General features: G+C 45.1%; 19 protein-coding genes. 2 read left to right on the plus strand and 17 right to left on the minus strand.

Going from position 1 to position 24,307, the window contains the following annotated elements; all coding sequences use genetic code 11:
- Positions 1 to 5: 5 nt before the first annotated feature.
- Positions 6 to 515, minus strand: a complete 510-nt coding sequence (locus tag QGT46_RS17070) for a hypothetical protein (RefSeq protein WP_330655883.1) — start codon at positions 513 to 515, stop codon at positions 6 to 8.
- Positions 500 to 1,486: an alpha-amylase family glycosyl hydrolase gene (locus QGT46_RS13670; protein WP_330655884.1), complete on the minus strand. Its 987-nt coding sequence runs from the start codon at positions 1,484 to 1,486 to the stop codon at positions 500 to 502. Before QGT46_RS13670 ends, QGT46_RS17070 begins: the two co-directional genes overlap by 16 nt.
- 126 nt (positions 1,487 to 1,612) lie before the next feature.
- Between QGT46_RS13670 and QGT46_RS13675 the strand changes: the two genes are divergently transcribed.
- Entirely contained in the window at positions 1,613 to 3,001 is a 1,389-nt protein-coding gene (locus tag QGT46_RS13675) for an MATE family efflux transporter (RefSeq protein ID WP_148459897.1), read from the plus strand.
- Positions 3,002 to 3,211: 210 nt separating this feature from the next.
- Here the strand turns inward: QGT46_RS13675 and QGT46_RS13680 are convergent, their stop codons facing one another.
- The 15 genes from QGT46_RS13680 to QGT46_RS13750 form a co-directional block, all read right to left on the minus strand.
- On the minus strand, positions 3,212 to 3,679 hold the full coding sequence (locus QGT46_RS13680; protein WP_330655886.1) for a RidA family protein: 468 nt from the start codon (positions 3,677 to 3,679) through the stop codon (positions 3,212 to 3,214).
- Positions 3,680 to 3,683: 4 nt separating this feature from the next.
- Positions 3,684 to 4,820, minus strand: a complete 1,137-nt coding sequence (locus QGT46_RS13685; protein WP_148459869.1) for a zinc metalloproteinase nas-26 — start codon at positions 4,818 to 4,820, stop codon at positions 3,684 to 3,686.
- Between the two features lie 12 nt (positions 4,821 to 4,832).
- On the minus strand, positions 4,833 to 5,387 hold the full coding sequence (lepB, locus tag QGT46_RS13690) for a signal peptidase I (RefSeq protein WP_024728420.1): 555 nt from the start codon (positions 5,385 to 5,387) through the stop codon (positions 4,833 to 4,835).
- A gap of 63 nt (positions 5,388 to 5,450) precedes the next feature.
- The gene (locus tag QGT46_RS13695; RefSeq protein WP_148459868.1) at positions 5,451 to 6,737 is read right to left on the minus strand and encodes an adenylosuccinate synthase; all 1,287 of its coding nucleotides are present in this window, start codon (positions 6,735 to 6,737) and stop codon (positions 5,451 to 5,453) included.
- 117 nt (positions 6,738 to 6,854) lie between these two features.
- Positions 6,855 to 9,353, minus strand: a complete 2,499-nt coding sequence (locus tag QGT46_RS13700) for an alkaline phosphatase family protein (protein WP_148459867.1) — start codon at positions 9,351 to 9,353, stop codon at positions 6,855 to 6,857.
- Positions 9,354 to 9,404: 51 nt separating this feature from the next.
- On the minus strand, positions 9,405 to 10,535 hold the full coding sequence (locus QGT46_RS13705; RefSeq protein WP_148459866.1) for a chorismate mutase: 1,131 nt from the start codon (positions 10,533 to 10,535) through the stop codon (positions 9,405 to 9,407).
- Positions 10,532 to 11,359: a 2-amino-4-hydroxy-6-hydroxymethyldihydropteridine diphosphokinase gene (folK, locus tag QGT46_RS13710; RefSeq protein ID WP_148459865.1), complete on the minus strand. Its 828-nt coding sequence runs from the start codon at positions 11,357 to 11,359 to the stop codon at positions 10,532 to 10,534. The genes QGT46_RS13705 and folK overlap by 4 nt, the downstream gene beginning before the upstream one ends.
- 13 nt (positions 11,360 to 11,372) lie before the next feature.
- On the minus strand, positions 11,373 to 12,179 hold the full coding sequence (gene folP / locus QGT46_RS13715; RefSeq protein ID WP_148459864.1) for a dihydropteroate synthase: 807 nt from the start codon (positions 12,177 to 12,179) through the stop codon (positions 11,373 to 11,375).
- 9 nt (positions 12,180 to 12,188) lie between these two features.
- A complete protein-coding gene (locus QGT46_RS13720) occupies positions 12,189 to 12,662 on the minus strand; it encodes an HD domain-containing protein (protein WP_024728426.1) in 474 nt (157 codons plus the stop codon).
- 4 nt (positions 12,663 to 12,666) lie between these two features.
- Positions 12,667 to 13,944 carry a bifunctional folylpolyglutamate synthase/dihydrofolate synthase gene (locus tag QGT46_RS13725; RefSeq protein ID WP_148459863.1) on the minus strand — a complete coding sequence of 426 codons (1,278 nt, stop codon included), beginning with the start codon at positions 13,942 to 13,944 and terminating at the stop codon, positions 12,667 to 12,669.
- 18 nt (positions 13,945 to 13,962) lie between these two features.
- A complete protein-coding gene (gene lon / locus QGT46_RS13730) occupies positions 13,963 to 16,284 on the minus strand; it encodes an endopeptidase La (RefSeq protein WP_148459862.1) in 2,322 nt (773 codons plus the stop codon).
- A 103-nt stretch (positions 16,285 to 16,387) separates the two neighbouring features.
- Complete coding sequence (gene clpX / locus QGT46_RS13735) at positions 16,388 to 17,689, minus strand: ATP-dependent Clp protease ATP-binding subunit ClpX (RefSeq protein ID WP_148459861.1); 1,302 nt, start codon at positions 17,687 to 17,689, stop codon at positions 16,388 to 16,390.
- A gap of 22 nt (positions 17,690 to 17,711) precedes the next feature.
- A complete protein-coding gene (gene clpP, locus QGT46_RS13740) occupies positions 17,712 to 18,302 on the minus strand; it encodes an ATP-dependent Clp endopeptidase proteolytic subunit ClpP (protein WP_148459860.1) in 591 nt (196 codons plus the stop codon).
- 31 nt (positions 18,303 to 18,333) lie between these two features.
- Positions 18,334 to 19,620 (minus strand): trigger factor, encoded by a 1,287-nt coding sequence (tig, locus tag QGT46_RS13745; RefSeq protein WP_148459859.1) that lies wholly within the window; start codon positions 19,618 to 19,620, stop codon positions 18,334 to 18,336.
- 130 nt (positions 19,621 to 19,750) lie between these two features.
- Positions 19,751 to 21,757: an LTA synthase family protein gene (locus tag QGT46_RS13750; protein ID WP_148459858.1), complete on the minus strand. Its 2,007-nt coding sequence runs from the start codon at positions 21,755 to 21,757 to the stop codon at positions 19,751 to 19,753.
- A 545-nt stretch (positions 21,758 to 22,302) separates the two neighbouring features.
- On the opposite strand from QGT46_RS13750, the gene glmS reads away from it, so the two are divergent.
- Positions 22,303 to 24,123, plus strand: a complete 1,821-nt coding sequence (gene glmS, locus QGT46_RS13755) for a glutamine--fructose-6-phosphate transaminase (isomerizing) (protein WP_148459857.1) — start codon at positions 22,303 to 22,305, stop codon at positions 24,121 to 24,123.
- Positions 24,124 to 24,307: the final 184 nt, after the last annotated feature.

Here is a 24,307-nt window from a genome sequence, read left to right on the forward strand (position 1 = left end):
GCAGATTAATCTTTTAACAATATGACCTGAAAGGGCTTCAGGATTTTTTCTTTCACCGGCTGATTTCTCAGCAGTATCTCTCCTCCTCTTACCTCAATCTTCTTTGTCCTTCCTGAAAAGTTACACAGTATAAGCAACCTTGTAAAACCGTTATTTCTCTCATATGCCACCACTTCTTTTCCATATTCTCTATGAGGGATGAATTTACCGTAAATTAAACACGGCTCCTGTTTTCTGAGTGCTATCATCTTTTTGTAAAATTTCAGTACAGATTTCTCCTCTTTCTCCTGGGTCTCTGCCTCTTTCCAGTCCATCATCTCTCTTGCATTGTCTCTGCTGCGGAGGTTGATATAGTACAGTGCTTCTTCTTTTGTACATCCGTCTGACAGAGCAGAATGGTACTGCCCCCTGCTCTCAATATCATCAAATTCACTGACAGAATCTTTCCACACATTTGTTGTTCCTAATTCCTGTCCCTGATAAATAAAAGGGGTTCCCCTCAAAAAGAAATACATGCCGGCCATCCGGTCTTCTGAATCTCTTCCTGGCTTTTAAACAGTAACTCTCTGAATTCTTCTGCTGTCCATGCTTTTCTTTTATACCATTTCTCATCTTTCCCTTCCAGATCGAAATTTGTATAACTGAAATCAAACATCATAGAAAAGCATCCCTGCTCCCCGATATAATCCCCAAGCGATGAATATGGTACATCTACGGCCTCCGAGACAGTGATACAGTCTAATGGGTCAAATACTTCGTTTTTAAGTTCTCCCAAAAAAACTTCAATCCCTTTTACATTCCTTGTATACGGAAAACAGCCGGACAGTCCATCCTTTCCATCGGGATTTCCGTCGGGAAAGCGGAGATCTTTTTTTATAAAATTTATGGCATCCACACGAAATCCTGCAATTCCTTTTCTCATCCACCACCGTATCATTTCATACAGTTCTTTTCTCATGTCTTCATTTTCCCAGTTAAGATCCGGCTGTCTTTTTGAAAAAGAATGAAAATAATACTCCTCCGCCCCCTCAACGGGCTCCCATACCGATCCCCCGAAAACAGACCTTAAATTGCTCGGAGGGCGCCCCTCCCGGGATTTCTTAAATATATAATAATCCCTGTATCTGCTTTTTTGATCCCTCAGCGCATTCTGAAACCACAGATGTTCATCCGATGTATGGTTGAGTACCAGATCCATCATTATTTTCATCCCCCTGATCCCCGCCTCATATATGAGTTTTTCCAAATCCTCCATCGTCCCAAACATAGGATTAACGGCATAATAATCCGAGATATCATATCCATTATCATCCATCGGTGAAGCATAGACCGGACAGATCCACAGCACAGTCACTCCCAGATCATTAAGATAATCAAGACGCTTTAGAATCCCTCTTAAATCTCCGATCCCATCCCCGTTACCGTCGCAAAAACTTTTAGGATATACCTGATATACGATCTCTTGCTTCCCTTTCTGACTGTCCATAACCTACATCTTTCCTGAATAAAAGAATTGCTCCCATTGAAAGAACAATGTAAAATAAAAGAGTGACATTTTTCATATGATAGGAGTGATTTTTTGAATACGAACAACGAAACATCCCTTGGAACCATGCCTGTGGGCAAATTACTGTTCCAGCTGGCTGTTCCCACCATTGCCGCCCAAATCATAAACGCGCTGTATAATATGGTGGACCGCATTTACATCGGCCGTCTTCCGGGAGGAGAAGGGCCTCTTGCCATTGCAGGGCTTGGAATTGCTTTTCCGATCATTATGATTATCTCTGCATTTGCCTCCATGATCGGTATGGGAGGAAGTCCCAGAGTCTCAATAAAAATGGGACAGCAGGATTATGACGGGGCAGAAAAGATTCTTGGGAATGCCGTCACGGCTTTGATTGCTCTGGCCGTTCCCCTTACCCTGTTTTTTTACCTTGCAAAAGAACCCCTGCTTTCCATATTTGGAGCGACAGACAATATACTGCCTTATGCCAATGACTATCTGAGCATCTATCTGCTCGGCTCCATTTTCGTCATGTTTTCTCTCGGCCTGAACAGCTTTATCACCTGCCAGGGATTTGCCAGGACCAGTATGCTCACAGTGCTGATCGGGGCTGTCTTAAATATCGTGCTGGACCCAATCTTTATTTTTGTAATGGGTCTCGGTGTCAAGGGCTCCGCCTTAGCCACCGTCATTTCCCAGGGTATCTCTGCGGCCTGGGTCCTCGGTTTTTTAACCGGAAAGAAAACGGATCTGAAGATCCGCCGTAAAAATCTCAGGCTGGAAGCAAAAGTTCTTCTCCCTGTCATCGCCCTGGGAATCGCGCCGTTTATTATGCAGTCCACGGAAAGTCTGGTACAGATCACATTAAATTCAGGAATGAAACGCTACGGCGGTGCCAGCGCAGACTCCCTGGTCTCCGTCACGACCATTGCCATAAGCGCCATGCAGTTTCTATCCATGCCCGCCCTTGGACTCGCCCAGGGTGCACAGCCGATCATCAGCTTTAACTATGGAAGCCGGAATATGGACCGGGTAAAAAAGGCCTTTCGGCTGTTATTTGTTATCACTGTGGCCTACACCTTTGGAATCTGGGCCCTCTCCATGGCAGTTCCCCAGATCTATATATATCTGTTTTCCAGCGGTGAGGCGGCCAGGCGGCTTTCTGTGCTCGGCAGACCCATGATCCGCATTTTCATGGGAGGCTTTCTGTTTATCGGGGCACAGTACGCCTGCCAGAATACTTTTATGGCACTGGGCAGGGCAAAAATTTCTCTTGTTATGGCCCTTCTGAGGAAAATCATCCTGCTGATCCCTCTGGCCTTGATCCTGCCGTTATTTCTTGGCACAACGGGAATCTTCACCGCAGAACCGATAGCAGATATTCTGGCCTCTGCCGTCACCACCGGAGTTTTTTATTTTACGTCAAAAAAACTGCTCGTGTATACTCCCGGAGAATCTGAACAGGGCAACCCTGCGGAGGAGGAAATGAAAGCTTAGTTTCTTAAAATCAGGAGGGACTGCTCGATAAGCATCCCTCCTGATATTCATATGGACTTTCCCCGTCACTTCCCGGAGTATCCTGCCGGCAATCTCCCGTATCTTCATTCCTTTTGTATCGAAATTTTTTTACTACACTCCACCAGCAATAAAAAAACCCGGGTCCTGAATTCACATTTACAGGAAATCGGGTTTTCTTCGGTGATGATGTTATTTAACAGCTGCGATCGCTTCTATTTCAAAAAGGGCTCCTTTGGGGAGTGCCGCCACTTCCACACAGGAACGGGCAGGTTTATTGTCTCCGAACCTTTTCTCATAAATTGCATTGATTGCCGCAAAATCATTGATATCGTCTAAAAATACGGTAGTCTTGATCACATCATCCAGCGATAATCCTGCCGCTTTCAGCACTTCGTCCAGGTTGATCAGCGCCTGGTCCGCCTGAGCTTCCACTCCTTCCGGAAGAGTTCCGTTCTCCGGGTCCAGCCCAAGCTGTCCTGAAGTAAACACAAATTCACCCGCTTTTACCGCATGGCAGTACGGTCCCACTGCTGCGGGAGCTTTCTGTGCATTGATGGTTTCACATGTCATACCTGCTTCCTCACTTTCCAAAAAATAATTAGGTTCATACAATTTTTTTGTATCAATATTATAGCACAGACTGTATCCCGCGTCCATGCTTTTAGCTGCTTATGCTCACCCTGAGCTTTTTATTTTGCTGATCGGTCTTTTTCATGCTCTTTTCATCCGGGGCATCTTTCGTTGCATAGTAGTCAATATAATAAAATAATTCTTTTTTCAGACCGCTGAACGTATAAGTATTCCTGCCTTCTTTTAATTCCATCATCTGAGGTTCCCCTTTTTCATCGATGTTGTTCAGTGACAGCACCGGTTTCAACGAAAGATCCGCCTTTGAAATATCTTCAAATGAGACCGTAAGCTTTCCGCTCTTTGACTGAAAGACATTTCCGATGACAAGGTCTCCGAATGTACCCTTTGTCCCGCCGGTCTTCTGCATAGCATCCACATCAAAGTAGAGGACTCCGTTTTCGCTGAATTTCATGAAACGGCTGCCTTCAAAGACAAGCTTTGAGGCGTCAGTTTCCTGATCGGTCTTTACAAATCCGTCAAACAGAGGAGTCACAGACTTCTTTTTTGCTTTAACATCGTATTGGATCAGAGAAACATTTTTAAACATCTGATCTTCCTTCATATATACCCCGGATGGATAACCGAGAAAATCTACGGTGCGGTCATTTTGGATCATCGCATTGGAGTCATTTTGTCCTTGCTCCATCAGCTCCCGGATCACTTCTTCCTTCGGGTGTCCGGCAAACTTCTTTTCACCTGTCTTCTGAATATCTCCTTCATAGACATCATCAAAGGCCTGTTTTTGGTCAGACAAAATCTGTTCCTTCACATCATAGAAATAGTCCTTAACCGTATCTTCCCCTTTTGTTCTTAAAAGCCGTACCACATTTCCGTCGCCGGATACAATAATCTTCGTCTCGGTCTCTCCATCCTCGGAAAATAATTTCATTTTTACCAGATCCAAAGCTGCGGTGACTTTCTTTTCCTTCATGTCAAAGACATAAAAGCCCTGGGAATTATGGAACATCACCCTTTGGTCCGAAGCGTAGTCCAGTTTTGGAAAGTCCGAAACCTCGTCTTTTTTGGTCGTCTCTCCTATGAATGCTTTCAGTTCTTTTTCTGATACAAAAGGCTTTTGCTCTCGTTCAGCTTTTTTTTGACATCCGGACGCTGCCAGAGCAAGCATAACTGCCGCTGCCAGCATAAGAATCCTGATTTTTCTTTTCATGGTCTCACTCCTTTATTTGATCCACTTCGGAGACGGATAATATCGAAAGCTCGCTTTTCCTATGATCTCTTCCCTGGTCACATAGTGGGTCTGCCATTCTCTGGCGTCATTGGAACTGTTCCGGTTGTCTCCCATGACAAAGTACCCGTTCCCGGGCACTTTATACGGTCCAAAATCGTCCACAGGCTCCTCTTTGATATAAGGTTCCTTCAGGGGCTTTTTACTCCCGTTGATATAAACCTTTCCGTCCTTTACCTCGATCGTCTCTCCCGGAAGCGCGATAACTCTCTTAATATACCACTCCGACTCATCATCCGGATACTCAAATATAATCACATCCCCCCGTTCAGGCTCACTGAACAGGTATGCGGTCCTGAATGCAATAAGTTTATCTCCGGTCATGATGGTATTTTCCATGGAACCGCTTGGTATACTGGCATTGACTATGACGAAATTTGTGATAAACAAAGTAATAGCCAGAGTGGCAGCAATACAGACAATCCAGCTTCTGACCTCTTTCCTGAAGTTTTGTTTTTTCTTATTCTCTTGTTCCTGTTCTTTTTCCATAGATGTCTCCTATACCTTTGCAAAAAACCTCTTTGCCGTATCTGCAAAGAGGTTTTTTCATTTTTAGTCTGTGTATCCTCTGCGGATAATCTCATGTCTGCCGGGTCCGTTGGAGATCAGAGTAATCGGATATCCGATCTTCTCCTCGACGAACTCTACGTATTTTCTGCAGTTTTCCGGCAGATCCTCATATTTTGTAATTCCGCGGATGTCACTCTTCCATCCCGGAAGTACTTCGATCACCGGTTTTGCTTTCTCCAGATCACCGGTTGTCGGAAAATCGGTAGTTATTTCCCCATCAATATCATAAGCGACGCAAACCGGAATTTCTTCTAAATAACCGAGGACATCGAGCACAGTAAATGCCACGTCTGTCGTTCCCTGCATCCTGCATCCATACTTGGAAGCCACGGTGTCGAACCATCCCATCCTTCTCGGACGTCCGGTCGTTGCCCCGAATTCGCCGCCGTCTCCGCCGCGTTTTCTGAGCTCATCGGCTTCTTCCCCGAAAATCTCACTGACGAAGGCACCTGCACCTACGGCACTTGAGTATGCCTTGACTACGGTGACGATCTTCTTGATCTCGTATGGCGGAATACCTGCACCGATGGCTCCGTATGCCGCTAAAGTAGAAGAGGATGTCACCATCGGGTAAATACCGTGGTCCGGGTCCTTTAACGAGCCCAGCTGGCCTTCCAGGAGAATGGTCTTGTTTTCTTTCATCGCTTTGTGAAGGAACAGGGATACGTCGCAGACATACGGCGCTACCATCTCCTTGTACTCCATCAGTGTTTCATACAGCCCATCCGGGTTGAGAAGCGGTTTGTGGTAGAGATGCTCAAGCAAAACATTTTTCGTCTCACAGATCCTGATCAGTTTTTCTTTTAACGCTTTTCCGTCGAACAACTCGTTGACCTGGAAGCCGATCTTTGCATATTTGTCTGAATAAAACGGTGCGATCCCCGACTTTGTAGATCCGAAAGACCCTTTCCCCAATCGTTCTTCCTCGTATTCATCAAACAGGATATGGTACGGCATAACGATCTGGGCACGGTCGGAAATGAGGATATTCGGCTTTGGCACACCCTGGGAGACGATTTCCCCAATCTCCTTAAAGAGCACAGGGATATTCAGTGCCACACCGTTTCCAATAATACTGGTTGTATGATCATAGAATACACCGGATGGCAGCGTGTGAAGCGCGAACTTTCCGTAGTCGTTAATGATGGTATGCCCGGCATTCGCTCCTCCCTGGAAACGCACGATAATGTCAGAAGTCTCACCTAACATATCCGTGATCTTACCTTTTCCTTCGTCGCCCCAGTTAGCTCCAACTATTGCTTTAACCATATGTGTATCCTCCTAATTATCAATGACGTGTCCTCGCCATTTTCTTTTGCATAAAGCGAACAACATTTTAATATTATATTGTTTTGTCCCATGTGTCAAGAATCCGCAGGGAGATTCCTACTTTTCTTTCACAGAAAAGAAGGAATCTACGCGGTGTTTATAATCCAGCAGGGAATTGTACTGCAGATACTGATAGTTTGTCAGCCATTTATCTTTATCTTCCTCATCCTGGGTCGCAACATTTTTACCGTCTTTTGTCACATATCCGTTGGCATTGATCGCCGGGATCTGTTTCTCCAGTTCTTCCAGATACTGATTATACGGAGTCAGTTTTAAGTTTGTCTGCTTGAGCATCAGCGTGGACAGATAGTTGACACTGGTGAGCTTTACATTTTCCTGTTCTTTGATATCATAGTTTGCCCAGATGACAAACGGAACGGTAAATTTCTTCTGCATCTCCTTGATGCTCAGACTGTTTAAGTCCTTTCCGTAGAGAAGTTCATAAAACTCATCTTCCAGTTTCGGCTGATGGTCCCCGAACATCACAATGATGGTCGGCTCTTTCTGATCCTTAAAATAATCGATCAGCTTTTTAAATGCCCGGTCGGATTCATGGATCAGAGACAGATAGCGCTCTGCAGGCTCTGTCTTCTTCTCGTCTTCAATCGTAATTTCCTGCTTGAAGTTATCGTCCGGAAGCAGATATCCGCCGTGGTTCTGAATCGTTACATTAAACATAAACAGAGGATTATCTGATTTTCTATTCTCAAACGTCTCTATGATCTTATCGTAATCAGACTCATCACTGACCCATCCTCTGATTCTCCTGACTTTGGATTCATCCAAGGATGACTCATCCAGGAAGTTCTCGAATCCTAGCAGCGGATACACGCTCTGTCTATTCCATGCATTCGGCTTATATGGATGGAATGCGGTCGTGTCATATCCCTGTTCTTTTAACTGGGTGGCGAGACTCGGCACTTCGTGTTTTACAAACTGTGTATAGGCATTTCCGTTCAGCGGAAGAGAAGACACTGAGTTTCCTGTGAGGAATTCATACTCAGAGTTGCTTGTTCCTCCTCCGAATACCGATACAAGCATATCGCCCTTGATCGTATTTTCTTTCATGGAATTGATATAAGGCATCACTTCTTTATTTGTCTTGATCTTGTTGACCACATTCAGATCAGAAAATGTCTCGTTCATGATGACGACCACATTTGGTTTTTGCTTCAGAGCCTTATTCTGTCCGGTTGTCACCTCATAATTTTTGGCAATGTCTTTTACCTTATCTACGCTGTATCCTTCCGGTTCCGTTCCGAGGAGATACTGCACATTCAGGAGGAAACTTAACACAAAGCCATTTCTTTTATAGCCCTTTTTCTGATTGAAGAATTCTACCTTTACATTTTTTGATTCCAGAAAATTTACTCTCGTACAGAGAAAGCTCTGTCCTATTGTAACTGCTGCCACTACAATCAGTGCAATCAGCCGCTGTTTCCATCGGAATGCTTTTATAGTATCCAGTTTCCATGCAATGATACAGAGTGCGAGGCAGATGATTGTTGCAACAATGGCTGCTTTATTATAAGACAATGTATAATGATCTGCCACATCCATCGCGGTACCGAACGCCCAAATGTCTGCCGGTGTGATCGGAGTTCCCCGGAACTGCATAACAAAGTAGTTACCGATGGCGCAGCCGTATAAAAGTAAATCTCCTACAATGACTGCGTATTTTGTCCTGTTAAAGATCAAAAGCAGAATTCCAAAAATAACATAGAACCAGATGATATTCAGCGCATAAGAAAAAACTCCCATAACGCTGATCGGATTGTAGAATACTTTTTCCACCATATAAAAAGCTAGCCACGGATTCACGATGAATAATGCCCATGACATCCATTTATTCCACTTTTCAGGAATTTTAATCTGTACAAGCAAGAGCACGATCAATCCTAATGCAATTGCAATCGTCAGACCAATGGCCCACATATCAATTTGAGTAGTCCACATTTTTGCACAAAGACGGATCTCTGTTTTCTGTCCGTTTTTTATGAGCGGCTCAAAAATTGATCCCATATCTCTGGACGTATAAATATACAGCGGATCATCTTTCTTAATTCCGACCCCCTTGATCTCGTAAGTATAAGTTTCGCCTTTCTCTAGTTTCTGGTTTACGATTGCCTTATACCAACGATCTTCATCCAATTCTCTTCTTCTCATCGTGGCTTTTATTTCAGCTCTTCCATCCACTTCTTCCATGGTCGGAGTTACGTGAAAAATAATATTTCCTTTGGAATCCTTAATACTCAGTTCAATCCTTCCAGGCCTTGCATCACCAAAGTTTCTCCCTATACGGAATTCTAATTTTTCTGCCATAGTAAAATTAGCTTTGAATTTCTGCGTGATCGTATCTCCATCTGCAACCGGGATCTTTTCCATACCGCTTTCAGGCACGCCTTTTGCCACCCGCTCCGCGAACTGATCTTTATTCTTGATACACAGAACACAGAATAAGATCAGACACACAATGATAAAATATTTTCCAAACTTGTGAATAAAGTTATGAATTTTTCCTAGTTTGTCTTTGAAACCATTTGATTTACTGTTCATGTTTTCTTCCCACCTAATTTTGTATTTTTTTAAGCCTGCCCCTCTCTCTCCTTAAAAATTTCCAAGTATTTTAAAATCTTTTACTTCCGCCCGTATGCCGGTCAGAGCATTGCGTATGCCCGGTTCATTTAAGTTTCCGGCCACATCTATATAAAATCCGTATTCCCACTGCCTGTTCGGAAGCGGCCTGGATTCAATATTCGTCATGCTGACATCATTGAACATAAAATGTGCAAGAATGTTATAAAGAGATCCCGTCTCATGCGGAAGAGAAAAACTGATGCTCACCTTCCCGGCATCTCCCCGGTACTGTTTTTTCTTTGACATGACCACAAAACGGGTGCAGTTATTTCCTTCGTAATTCACATTGCGCTTCAGTACCTCCAGTCCATAGAGCTTTGCCGCCCGCTCGCTGGAAATTGCAACCTTGGTCGGGTCATTGTCATCAGCAACTTTTTTGGCCGCCACCGCCGTATTCCTTATGCGGACCTGATCCCATCCGGTCTCGTCCAGAAATTGTTTGCACTGCATCAGCCCCTGTGGATGTGAATATACCTTGGTCACCTTGGAAAGATCTGTTCCCCTGATGCCTACAAGAGCATGATTGCACTCTACCGTCTCTTCTCCGACTACACATACGTCATGATTCAGGAGAAGATCATAAATACCGCTCACAGTACCTGCGGAAGTATTCTCGATGGGCAGGATACCATAATCTGCCTTTCCCTCATCCACTGCCACGACCACATCTTTAAACTCATCGGCCGTAAAATGGCTGATATTCTCTCCGAAAAACTGAATCATGGCCTGTTCCTGATACGCTCCGGGAATCCCCTGATATACAACTTTTGTATCACGGTTGATCTCCAGCTTATCTACCTCTTTAAACATTTTGCGCACGTAACTGTCTTCTTCCGACAGGAGACTGTACTGGTATCTGCGCCCGATGGACATGAGCTGCAAAAAGAGTTCCTCTGTCCCCTTCTTTAAAAACTCCGGTCCGACTTCGCCGGTGAGTGCCTCTATTTTCTGCTGTTCCCTCTCCCTGTCATAGATCGGCTTGCCTGTTCCCTTTTTATACTCCGCAACCTCCTCGGAACAATGCATCCGCTCTTCAAACAGGCGGACGATCTTTCGGTCAATCCGGTCTATATCCTTTCTTATGTCAAGTAAATCTCTCATTTTTCTTCCTTTTCCTCCAAAGCATCTTTTAACTCCAGAATCGTTTTGTTCAGAACTGGATGCCTCTCATAAGGTGCTATCTGTGCAAGAGGCTCCAAAACAAAACTCCGTTTCGGAATCTCTGTATGAGGTATGGTCAAATGCTCCCCATGAATCACTATGTCATCATACAGCAAAATATCCAGATCCAGTGTCCTGGGGCCCCAATGCACGAGTCGTTCTCTGCCCGCATTGTTTTCCAGTCTCTGCAAATATCCGAGGAGTTCCTCAGGCGTCTTCAATGTATCGATACCGATACATCCATTGATAAATTTATCCTGCTCCGTATATCCGTAAGGTTCTGTCTCTGCAAGGTCTGACACACAGGCCATCCTGAGATCATCTTCCTGTTTCATCTGTTTTACCGCTTCGTTTATATACTGCATCCGGTCCCCCATATTTGAACCGATTCCGATATATGCCCGGTGCCACTGCCTCTCGATTTTTACAGAAACACTCTGAATCGGCAGTCCAATCGGAGCCCACGGTTTCTTAACTTCCACCTCTGTCTTCTTTATCAAGTCAAATTCCTTAAGAAGCCGCTCTGCAATTGTTTCCGCCACCCGTTCGATCAGATCAAAGGTATTTCCTTCCATGATCTCCCGAATCCGATGGCATACTTCCCCGTAGTTGACGGAATATTCTATTTTATCACTCTTGCCGGCCCGTTTTGTATCTGTATACAGTACTGCGGACACAAGAAATTTCTGTCCCAGGACTTTTTCTTCTTTATATACGCCGTGATTGCAGTAAATCTCCAGCTCTTTTATAATAATCTGATCCATCTTCCCCGCTCCTTTAATAACGGCAGATTGCCTCGATCATAGTGAGGGCGCGCCTGTTTTCCTTAACGTCATGAACCCGGAACATCCGGCAGCCTTTCATATATCCGCTCACCGTAGTGGCCACAGTACCCTCTGTCCTCTCATCTGCCGGCAGATCCAGAGTAAATCCGATCATAGATTTTCTGGATGTACCGAGCAGTACCGGCACCTGAAACTCAAGAAGAAGTTCCAAATGGTTCATGAGCATCAAATTTTGTTCCAAAGTCTTTGCAAATCCAATGCCCGGGTCCAGCAGTATCTGTTCTTTCCGCATGCCGGCCTCCTCGGCAGTCTGCATAGTCTCCCTGAGATCCTTTATCACATCACTCAAAAAATTTTTGTAATCTGTATTCTTCCGGTTATGCATAAGGCAGGCCGGAAGGCCTTCCCTGGCCAGCAGCGGAGCCATTTTTCTGTCCCACTTGAGCCCCCATATGTCATTAATCATATCAGCTCCTGCACGGATGCCTTCCTTAGCCACCTGCCACTTGTATGTATCCAGGGAAATGACCGGATCAAACTCTCTTTTCAGGGCCTCAATCACCGGAGCTGTCCTCTCGATCTCTTCATCTGCGGTGATCTTTTCATGTCCCGGGCGGGTGGATTCCCCTCCGACATCAATGATATCCGCCCCTTCGCCGAGCATTTGCTCCGCATGCTTCAGAGCCGCATCCAGGCGGGTGTATCTTCCTCCATCCGAAAAAGAGTCCGGAGTCACATTGAGTATCCCCATAATATATCCATGGCTTTTTATATCAAATTGTCTTTTGCCTATCTTCATATCCAGCTCCTAATACCGATATATGTTGTTTTTCTTCTCTTCCGGCCAATAGCATTCTTCTCTCGCCTTACAGTTGCCGCAGTCCCTGGAGAGCTTGTCTGCCCGGCCAAAAAGGCAGGAAAGCTTATCACTGTCCGGCCTTCTGTGGGACCCTAATAAAAGCAGAATCGTGCTCCGCTCCTCTATATTATAAGGAGACTCAGACAAAATAGCCGAGGCGATCGAAATGCCTGCCTCCTCATGTGGAATTCCCTCGGAATACTGCTTTCCTCTTCCGATATCGTGCAGAAAGCCTGCGGCATAGATCACATCTTTCTTTACGTCAAGCCGTTCTTCAAGCACAAGGATATAAGCAATCCTGGAAACCGCCAGAAAATGCCCGGTGTCGTGGAGACAAAAGGCCCTACCTTTCTCCGCATCCTGAATCTGCCGGTAAGCACTCTGATATTCCGGATGATTCGTGATATATGAAAGCCGCTTCACTGCTCTAACCTCTCAGTTCTTTTAAAAATGACAGGGTTCCGAACACGACGATAACATCGTCCTGTCCGCATTCCTTCTTAACCTTCTGATAACATTCTCCAAGACTTCCTCCTTCGGTCACTTTCCGGTAAAACGGACGGGCAGCGTCAGCCAGCACACCCGAAGGCAGGGCACGGTCACCTTCCGGTGTCACCGCGTAAATTTCATCTGACATTGGAGACATAATCTTTAACATCTGCAGATAATCTTTATCCGACAATACTCCCATTATATAGATTATTTTTTTATTTGTAAAATTCTTTTGAAGGAACCGTAAAAGCTTTTCGGCTCCGTCCGGATTATGAGCTCCGTCGCAATAAACCTCAGGAACCGCGCAAATACGCTGTAATCGGCCATCCCATACAGCATTTTTTAATCCTTTTCTTATGGAATCCTGTCGAAAAATATAAGATTTTTTTAAGATTTGGATAGTCTCCAGAGCGACTGCGGCATTACAGATCTGGTGCTCCCCAAGCATACCGATTTCCATATTCGGGTACTCTGTTCCATCTGCGCAGACGTAAGAAAATTCTGCGCCCTTTAAGTTTTCGGATAAGACGTCAAGACGGCTTGCCTCTGCAAAGATGAGAGACACATTTTTCTCTCCTGCGGCCTTCTCTATCACTTCCCTGGCCTCAAAAGTATTATCGTAAGAAACTGCAGGACATCCTTTTTTCAAGATACCTGCCTTCTCACCTGCGATCTCCTGAATAGTGCTGCCGAGATACTGGGTATGGTCATAGCCGATCGACGCAATGACTGTACAGATCGGATGCTTTATCACATTCGTTGCATCCAGTCGTCCCCCAAGTCCTGTTTCCAGAAGGACTGCGTCCACTTTTTTATCGAGAAAATAAAGAAATGACAGGGCAGTCTCCATCTCGAAGACTGTCGGATGCTCTTTTCCGTCTCTGACCATCTCCTCCGCTGTTTTTTTTATTTTCTCCATATAAAAGCAGAGATCTTCCTTTGTGATAATCTCATCGTTAATACGGAACTTTTCTTCATAGCAGAAAGAAGCAGGAGACACATATCGTCCTGCTTCATAACCCTGTTCTTTAAATACCGACGCAAGAAACGCCAGGGTGGAACCTTTTCCGTTAGTGCCTGCTATATGAACGATCTTCAGCCGGTCCTGGGGATTTCCGAGACGGTTTAACAATTCCCTGATATTGTCAAGTCCTAAAATACTTCCAAACTTATTTGCACGTCCGATAAATTCCATTGTCTCCTGATAGTTCATGAAAGCTGCCTCCCTGTCTCATCTTTTTGTCTGTTCAGAAAGAAGAGCCTCTCTTATGACGTCCTCAATCTTCTTTACATATACGATCTCAATATTTTCTGTGATCTCTGTATCAAATTCCCTGACATCCTTTTCATTGGCCTTTGGCACGAGTACTTTTGTCATGCCCGCGCGTTTTGCTGCCAGCATTTTTTCTTTCAGTCCCCCGATTGCCAATACCTGTCCCCTGATCGTCACCTCTCCGGTCATTGCCACAGTCCCCCGGACTTTTCTTCCTGTGATAGCCGAGAGGAGGGCAAGGGTCATGGTGATCCCCGCAGACGGTCCGTCTTTGGGTACTGCACCTTCCGGAATATGGATGTGGATATCGTGGTTTTCAAAGAAATCATCCTTGATCTTATATTTGCCGCTCTTGCTCCGGATATAGCTCACTGCGGCCTGGGCCGATTCCTTCATCACATCACCAAGGGACCCTGTGACGATAAATTTTCCCTTCCCCGGCATTGTGTTTACTTCCACGTTGAGCATGACTCCTCCGACACTGGTCCATGCCAGCCCGTGCACGATTCCCACCTCGTCCTTCAAGTTTTCTTTTTCCAGTTCATACGGCGCCGTGCCCAGATAATCCCGGACTGCTTTTCTCGTCACCGTCACCTTTTTCTTCTTCCCCTGATAAATATCCTTTGTAACCTTTCGGGAAACATTTCCAATGGTTCTCTCAAGGCTTCTCACACCCGCTTCTCTCGTATAACTGGCGATCAGCAGTCTCAGGGCATCATCCTTCCAGACAATTTCCTTCGGAGTCAGCCCGTTGGCTTCCATCTGCTTTTTTACCAGATAATTTTTGGCAATGTGGAATTTCTCGTTTTCAGAGTAACTGGAAACTTCTATGACCTCCATCCTGTCTAAAAGCGGCTTGGGGATCGTGGACAGATCATTTGCCGTGGCGATGAACAGTACATCACTTAAATCCAGCGGCACTTCCAGATAATGATCCCGGAAATGTTCGTTCTGCTCTCCGTCCAGAACTTCCAGAAGTGCCGATGCCGTATCTCCTCTCTGGTCCTTTCCCACCTTATCCACTTCATCCAGGAGCATCAGAGGATTGCGTACTTTGGCCTGACGGATCGCTGCCACGATCCTTCCCGGCATAGCTCCCACGTAAGTCTTCCTGTGCCCCCGAATCTCAGACTCGTCTCTGACGCCTCCGAGGGATAGTCTCACATATTCTTTGTGGGTTGCCTTGGCAATCGACCTTGCGATAGATGTTTTTCCCGTTCCCGGAGGTCCCACAAGGCAGAGGATGGCCGCGTCCTTTTTCTGGCTCATGGCCCTTGCCGCCAGATATTCCAGAACCCGCTCCTTAACCTTTTTCAGTCCGTAGTGATCCTCTTCCAGAATATTTTCTGCTTCCTCCAGATCCATGGAATCTTCGGAAAGTTTTTCCCATGGCACATCCAGCATAATCTCAATGTAAGTTCTGAGCACCGCGCTCTCGGCGGCACTGTTTCCCATAGCCTGAAACCGGGAGATTTCTTTCTTAATCTTGTCCTTCACTTCTTCGCCTGCTTCCATTTCAGAAAGCTTGTGCAGAAACTCATCGGCTTCGTCTGCGATATTGGTCTCTCCAAGCTCTTCCCGGATCACCTTGAGCTGTTCCCTCAGCATATATTCACGCTGATTGTCATCGATGTTCTCTTTCACTTTCTCTTGGATATCCAGCCTAAGATAAGCCAAACGCAGTTCCTGTTCCAGAAGCACAAGCATCAGCTCACATCTCGGTTTTAAGTCCATTTCTTCCAGGAGCTTCTGTTTGTTCTGCAGAGAAAACGGAAGATGGGTTGCCAGATGGTCCACAAACACTTCCAGATCCGTCTGCATGAGAATATAACTGTATACATTGGGGTCCATCTGATTCCAAACCCCGGTATATTTTTCAAAACTTTCTTTCAAAGCGCGGAATACCGCCTCTTTCTCATCCTGTTCAAATTCCTGCTGCTCCGTGTGCTGATAGGCCGCTTCTACCCGAAATATCGGTTCTTCCTCACAAACTTCAAGAATTTCAGCCCGGAACATACCCTCGGCAAAAACCCGGATAATATTTTGAGGCAGTTTTACTACCTGGCGGATTCTCGCCAATGTCCCGATCTGGTAGAGATCGTAGGATTTGGGATCTTCCATCGCCGGATCGATCTGATTGTCTAAAAAAATCATCTGATCGTTCTGCATGGCTTCCTCGATCGCACGCACCGATTTACTCCGTGAGACATCAAAATGAATCACCGAATTCGGATATATGTATTTCCCCCTCAGCGCAAGCATCGGTAATACTTTTTTCATCTGCTTCTCCTTCGTTATCATATCGTCATTTATGCCAAAAAAACTGCCTCAATAGCAAGAAATTCTTGTATTAAAGCAGTTTGTTGACTTTGGGCCGGATGTCTTATGCTATCTCACCATTACTCTTCTTCGTTCTTTTTTTAACGCCTGACGTTCTCTTCGTTCTGTCATCAGACCTCTCGATCACCGGCTCTTCCGAAGATTCCACAACGCCTCTTGTAATCACGCATTTGGATACTTTCTCGTCAGAAGGCACCTGATACATCAAGTCCATGATGACACCTTCCATGATGGCCCTTAACCCCCTGGCTCCTGTCTTTCTCTCCATGGCCTTCTCTGCAATCGCTTCCAGAGCACCGTCCTCGAATACCAGGTCTACTCCGTCCAGTTCAAACAGCTTCTGGTACTGTTTCACCAATGCACTCTTCGGCTCTTTCAATATGCGCACAAGCGCCTCTCTGTCCAGAGGATTTAAGGATACATTCACCGGAACTCTTCCAATAAACTCAGGGATCAGCCCGAATTTCACGAAGTCTTCCGGCAGTACCTGCTGGAGCAGTCCCCCGATATCCTCTTTTTTGCCGTTTCCGATCTCTGCATTGAATCCGATAGACTTCTGTCCAATTCTGGATTCAATGATCTTCTCCAGTCCGTCAAAAGCTCCCCCGCAAATAAACAGGATATTGGTTGTATCAATCTGTATAAACTCCTGGTGCGGATGCTTCCGTCCTCCCTGAGGCGGAACAGAGGCTACCGTTCCCTCGATGATCTTTAATAAAGCCTGCTGCACACCTTCACCGGAGACGTCTCTGGTGATAGAGGTGTTTTCTGACTTTCTTGTGATCTTATCGATCTCATCAATATAAATGATACCGCACTGTGCCCGTTCGATGTCATAGTCTGCCGCCTGGATGATCTTTAAGAGAATGTTCTCCACATCCTCTCCCACGTAGCCGGCTTCGGTCAGCGCCGTGGCGTCTGCGATGGCAAACGGAACATTCAGCATCTTTGCCAGTGTCTGGGCAAGCAGTGTTTTCCCTGATCCCGTCGGCCCGAGCATTATGATATTGCTCTTCTGAAGATCAATATCTGAGGAATCTCCCAGAAGAATCCTCTTGTAGTGATTATAAACTGCTACAGACAGCACTTTCTTGGCCTCGTCCTGCCCGATCACATAATCATCCAAAAATGCTTTTATTTCTTTTGGTTTATTTAAATGGATCTCTGTATCATCAATATACTGCTCAAATTCCTCGGCAATGATATCCGCGCAGACTTCAATACATTCATCACATATATAGACGCCTTTTGCCTTCGGCCCTGCGATCAGTTTTCTCACCTGATCCTGGGTCTTATTGCAAAAAGAGCAACGAAGCTGCTTTTTGTCATCGCTGTGATTTACCATAGAATTACCTCGCTCTTTCTAATTATGATTCCCTCTTCTTGTCAAAGACGGCATCAATCAGTCCGTACTCCACAGCTTCCTCTGCAGTCAGCCAGTTGTCACGGTCCGTATCCCGTTCGATGACTTCTAATGGTTTTCCTGTATTTTCACTTAAAATGCGATTTAAGCGCTTCTTCGTCTGTAAAATATGTTCTGCAGCAATCTGGATCTCTGTAGCCTGCCCCTGGGCTCCGCCCATCGGCTGGTGGATCATGATCTCGGCATTAGGCAGCGCCATGCGCTTTCCTTTTGCTCCCCCTGCAAGCAGGAAAGAGCCCATGCTGGCTGCCATGCCCATGCAGATCGTAGATACATCACATTTGATGAAATTCATCGTGTCATAGATTGCCATGCCTGCTGTGACAGATCCCCCCGGACTGTTGATATACAGACTGATATCCTTTTCCGGGTCTTCTGCTTCCAGAAAAAGAAGCTGGGATACAATCAGGCTTGCAGAAACATCAGTTACTTCTTCTCCCAGGAAAATGATTCTTTCTTTTAATAAGCGGGAATAAATGTCATAAGAACGCTCCCCGCGACTTGTTTGTTCAATGACATAAGGTACTAAACTCATCTTAAACCCCTCCCGGTTTTCTATCTGTCAATTATTTTGTCTGGCAGGAACTGATCAGGAAATCTACTGCCTTCTGAACAGCAATATCATCCATCATCTGTTCCTTCTGGCTTCCCTGTACCATCTTCTCTAACTGTTCTGTTTCCATTTGATACATACCAGCCATTTTTTCTAATTCTTTCTTAAAGTCTTCTTCACTGGCTTCAATACTTTCTGCCGCAGCGATCGCCTCTAATACAAGACGGGTCTGGATTCTCTTTAACGCCTGAGGCTTTAACTCTTCCGCGAACTTCTGGGCATCGCTTCCTGTATACTGAAGGTACTGTTCCATGTTAAGTCCCTGGTAACTGAGTCTCTGTGCGAACTCATCTGCCATCTGCTGTACCTGTTCTTCGATCATGGCATCAGGGATGTCCATGGATGCATTCTCCACTGCCTGGTCAACCAATGCATTTTCTTTTTCTGTCTTGGCAGCTTCTTCTTTCTGTGCCTTGATATTCTTCTTGATTTCTTTCTTGTAGTCTTCCAGAGTCTCAAACTCGGAAACTTCAGATGCAAACTCATCGTCTAATTCCGGAAGTTCTTTTTCTTTAATTCCTTTGATCTTCACTTCAAAAACAGCCGGTTTTCCTGCCAGTTCCGGTGCATGGTACTGTTCCGGGAACGTAACATTGACTTCGATTTCATCGCCGATATTTTTGCCGATCAGCTGCTCTTCAAAACCTTCGATAAAGGTACCTGATCCGATAACCAGAGTCTGATCTTCTGCCGTTCCTCCCTCGAACTTTTCACCATCAACAGATCCTGAGTAATCGATCAGAGTGATATCTCCGTCTTTGACCGGGCGGTCTTCTACTGTAATTTCTCTGGCATTTGCTTCCTGTTCCTTTTTGAGCTGTTTTTCAATTTCTTCTTTTGTTACGCGGATTTTCTTTTCTTCGACTTCCAGTCCTTTATAATCTCCGAGAGTTACTTCCGGTTTGACCGCGATCTCGGCTGTGAAAATAAACGGTTTTCCTTTTTCTAACTGAACCACGTCGATGTCCGGTCTGGAAACAATATCCAGATCAGAATCTTTCATTGATTCACTGTATGCTTCAGGAATCAAAATATTCGCCGCATCTTCATAAAAAACTTCTACTCCGTATGCTTTTTCGATGAAGTTTTGAGGTACTTTTCCTTTTCTGAATCCAGGTACGCTGAACTGTGATTTCTTCTTATTATATGCTTTTTTGATCGCTGCATCTAATTTTTCAGGCTCTACCTCAATCGTCACTTTTACCATATTATTGTCTAACTTTTCAACTTGTAATCCCATTCTTACAAATCCTCCTAAAATATCATTATCTTTGTTGTAGTTTTATACAAACATTAAGTCATTATACCATGACGTTTCCGACCTGTCGACTGAAAATACAGATTTTACGCCATTTCTGTCAAATAAAGCCCTACTGCTGCTTTACTCCCTGATAGACATATTCGCCGGATGTCTGCAGGATTCTCGGAGCCTTGCTTACAATTTTCACCGTGAAAGCATCTCCCTTTTTCAGATCCTTTTTGGACACTTCCAATAGATGTTCATTGTGGAATGTCGTATTGATCTTCGTCTCATCCACATACACCTGACAGAAGTTTGTGAAGTTATTTCCTTCTATAAATATACTGTTTTCAGTCTCATAAGCTTTTGTCACATTGACCTTTCTAATGCCAAACGAGATATCCGTTGCCTGAAATGGATTTTTTTGATCCCAGACATACTGCTTGCCGTAAAGCATATCATACTGCAGTGCCTTCATGTCCTTCTGGTAATTTTTCGTGCCCTGCCGGGTCTGATGGAAACTGTTCATGACCCCGTTTTTGATGTTAAGCTTGGCGAGGATATCGGAACCGAGCTGATAAGCTTCGATCACCCCGTCCTTCTTTTTCAGTCCCATGTTGTCCCAGATAAAATAGCTTGTCTCATATTTATTCCCGTAGGTCAGATCTTTATCATCTACCTCCAGACTCGGGAGATGGTCTCCATACATCACAAGAACCGTATCTTCACCCCGTTTTTTCAATGCATTCACCAGGTCTCCCACAAACTGATCCATCTGGTATACCTGATTGGCATAGTAGGTATATTTGTTCTTTAAAGCCTCATCTTTGATTCCGCCCAACACCTTGATCTTTGGATTTTCAATAATCTCTGTCTTAGGATAATCTCCGTGCCCCTGGACAGAAATAGTATAAATATAATCTTGTCCCTTTGTGGAATCCAAAGCGTTCAGAATACAGCCTGTGAGTATAGTATCCTTGGCCCATCCATTTTCTGTCCATTTTTTGATATTCATACATTCTTTTGAGGTGAAGGTGTCAAACCCAAGCTGGGAGAAAACCAGATCCCTGTCATAGAAGGCGGCGCTGTTGTTGTGGATGGCATGCGCGGTATATCCGTCTTCTTTCAGCAATGTAGCCATGCTCTCTGTGGTCGTCGACTGCAGCACAGTCTTGTAAGGGTATTCCGCCGCTCCGAAATGGTCCAGGTTCATACCTGTGATCGCTTCAAATTCGGAATTGGCAGTCCCGGCGCCGTAAGACGGCATGCTCAGCTGTCCGGAGGAGTATTCCTTCATATATTCGTGGAAATTCGGGAGCGGGTCCTGATTGAACTTCACTCCTTTTACCTGGGTGATATCAAAGTGTGACTCCAGCTGCACAAAAATGATATTCGGCTTCCTGACTCTGCCCTTTTTCTTATTTTGTGCCTGCTTGGTCTTTTGCTCAATCTGGTCGATCTTTTCTTCCGAATAGTTGGACGGCTTATCAATCCCGTTTTTCAACGCAGTAATCGAAAAACAATACGGTGTCCCGTAATCTCCATAGGCGATCCGGATGTTGCCGATCCTGTCTGTGAGCATATTGCTCCTGAATCCATATACGGTGGTCACTCCGAATGCTGCAAAAATAACAGCAACCGCAAGGATATTCCTTTTATATTGTAGATTCTGTTTTTTCGGCAGATAGAGAAATCCTACTACGAGCAGCACCAGTACGATTAAAATTAGTGCACCCATAAAGACGATGGCTGACGGCGAATAATAGTTGGTCATGACCGGAAGTACAGATTTCATCAGTGTGACGTCCACGTACGTGAATGGAGTATTTCTGGCACTGAGCATCAGGAAATTGACTATCCCGATGACTGACCAGACCAATGTCACTATAATGTAGGTAAACAGCCTCCGCTTAACGATCAATACCACAGAATAAGTGACAAAAATGATGAATGCGCTGTACAGAAACATCTTGGTCCTGTCATTGACAAACCCGAATACTCCCTGGTCAAATGTCTGGCGTCCGAGAACTTCCAATAAAAATGCCATGCCAAATGCCAGCACAATATTGCACAGAACAGGAACCTTCTCGATCCACTTCCCAATCTGGCTTACTATATTCTTTACCAAAGATTTCATGATACTCTCCTTACTTTGATTCTGTCTTTCAAAAAAGGCTCCGAAAAACTCGGAGATTTCTTATTTGCAAAAAGTCATACAGTGTATTATAACACTGTCATTCCAAAGTATCTATACTTTAATTGTGAAAAATTTCTTAAATGCTCTGCCCAGATTGACAGTTTTCTGTATCCATGATACGATGCTTTAGGAAACTTTTCTTATGGTTTTTTGTAAAGTTTCTAGTTTATATCGAAGAAAGGAGCAGAGCAGTTTTAAGCGCCATGCACCTTCTGGCACGGAACCTGACTTATCGAACAGATAACGAAGAGCAGAAGGTTAACGAGGTGGAAAGTGATCGAAGATTCGGCGGATGCTTTCCCGTGGCTTTGGACGCGTGATGTACAGAGCAAACCTGTGAGTAATTGCAGAACAAAGACTGTACAGCCAAAGATATAAAAACCACACAAAAGAACATTTGAATGAGAGGACACTTCATCGCTTTTTCATTTTAAGCGACGTTTTCTTTGTGTCCGCATAAAATTAAATAAAAAGGAGATTTCAACATGTGTGGAATTATTGGATTTACTGGAAAACTCGAGGCAGCAGATGTCTTGGTAGGAGGCCTGACACAGCTTGAATACCGCGGATATGACAGTGCAGGGATCGCAGTCAGTGAAGGCTCATCCACTAAGATCATTAAAACAGCCGGAAAGGTTTCCAATCTCCGCGAAAAAGTAGAGTCATCAGAAGACCGCAGCGGAACATGCGGGATCGGACACACACGATGGGCTACTCACGGAGGGGTTACTACCACCAACGCACATCCCCATGTGGCAGGAAAAATCACACTGATCCACAATGGAATTATTGAAAACTACAAAGAGATTGCTTTAGCCCTCAAAGCTCAGGGCCGGACTCCTGTTTCTGAGACTGACACCGAGATTGCGGCTCTTTATCTTGACTCCGTGTATGACGGAGATCCGTTTGCCGCGATGAAAAAAGCCGATGAAGCCCTTGAAGGAGCTTACGGTTTCTGTATCATGTTCAGCGATCATCCTGAAGAGATCTACTGTATGCGCAATTCCAGCCCGCTGGTAGCCACTTCCACAGACGACGGCGCCTTCATCGCCTCTGATATGGTGGCACTGCTTCAGTACTCCAAAGATTATTTTGTAGTGCCGGAAGAGCACATCGCAGTCATGAAAAAAGACGGAATCACACTCTATGATATGGATCAGAACATCGTTGCACCAAAAATGCTCCACGTTGACTGGGATACTACCGCTGCTCAAAAGGGCGGATATGATTACTTTATGCAGAAAGAAATCTATGACCAGCCGGAGGCACTGAAAAATACCGTTATGCCAAGACTCCACAACGGCCGTGCAGACTTTGCCACCGACGGGATATCTGACGATCTGTTCAAAGGCATCAGCCGGATCATTGTGACTGCATGCGGTACAGCGATGCATGCAGGCCTGGTTGGACGCCATCTGATCGAATCCATGGTACGGATTCCTGTCACCGTAGAACTTTCTTCTGAGTTCCGGTATATGGATCCGATCCTTGACGAACATACATTAGTGGTCATTGTCTCCCAGTCCGGAGAGACAGCCGACTCTTTAGCCGCACTGCGCCTTGCCAATGAACAGGGTGCAAAGACAATTTCTATTGTTAATGTAAAAGGCTCCAGCATTGCAAGAGAAAGTGACCAGGTACTATACACGCATGCCGGTCCGGAAATTGCCGTTGCAAGTACAAAGGCATTCTCTGTACAGTGCGCAGGTTTCTACCTGATCGCCCTAAAATTGGCTGAACTGAGCGGTAAATTTACAGAAGGAGAATTATCAGAGTACTGTACAAAATTTGAGGAGGCGATCTCCACGGTAGCAGAAGTTCTGAAAATGGATGGCTATATCAAAGATATTGCGGAAAAAATCAAGGATACCTTCTCTGCATTCTTCTTAGGCCGCAGTCTTGACTATGCGATTGCCAGTGAGGGCTCACTCAAGCTCAAAGAGATTTCTTACGTCAACTCTGAAGCATACAATGCCGGGGAGTTAAAGCACGGAACCATCTCTCTTGTAACTGAGGGCGTTCCGATCATTGCCATCGCAACACAGGATCATGTCCTTCCTAAGATCATGGCCAATGTAGAAGAAGTGAAAGCCCGCGGAGCCCATGTGATCATGGTGACCGACAAAGACATGTCAGACTACGAGGGCGTCTATGACGACCTGATCCAGGTACCTGCCGTAGATGACAGATTCGGAACCTTCGGCGTCACGGTGGCACTGCAGCTGCTTGCATACCACGTAACCGTCTTCAGAGGAAATGACGTAGACCAGCCAAGAAACCTGGCAAAATCCGTAACCGTAGAGTAGACCGCTGTTTCATGAAGCATAATTTTTATAATCGAGTAGGGGAGATTAAATCTCCCCTCTCACACCACCGTACATGCCGTTCGGCATACGGCGGTTCAACATAACTTCAAAGCATGACGTTCCATGTAATAATCGTAGCAACTCACAAGCCCTGCCTGTTTCAGCTTTTCTTTTGAGATTGCCC

The sequence above is a fragment of the Anaerostipes faecis genome, from assembly GCF_910574135.1.
GTDB classification, from domain to species: Bacteria; Bacillota; Clostridia; order Lachnospirales; family Lachnospiraceae; genus Anaerostipes; species Anaerostipes hominis.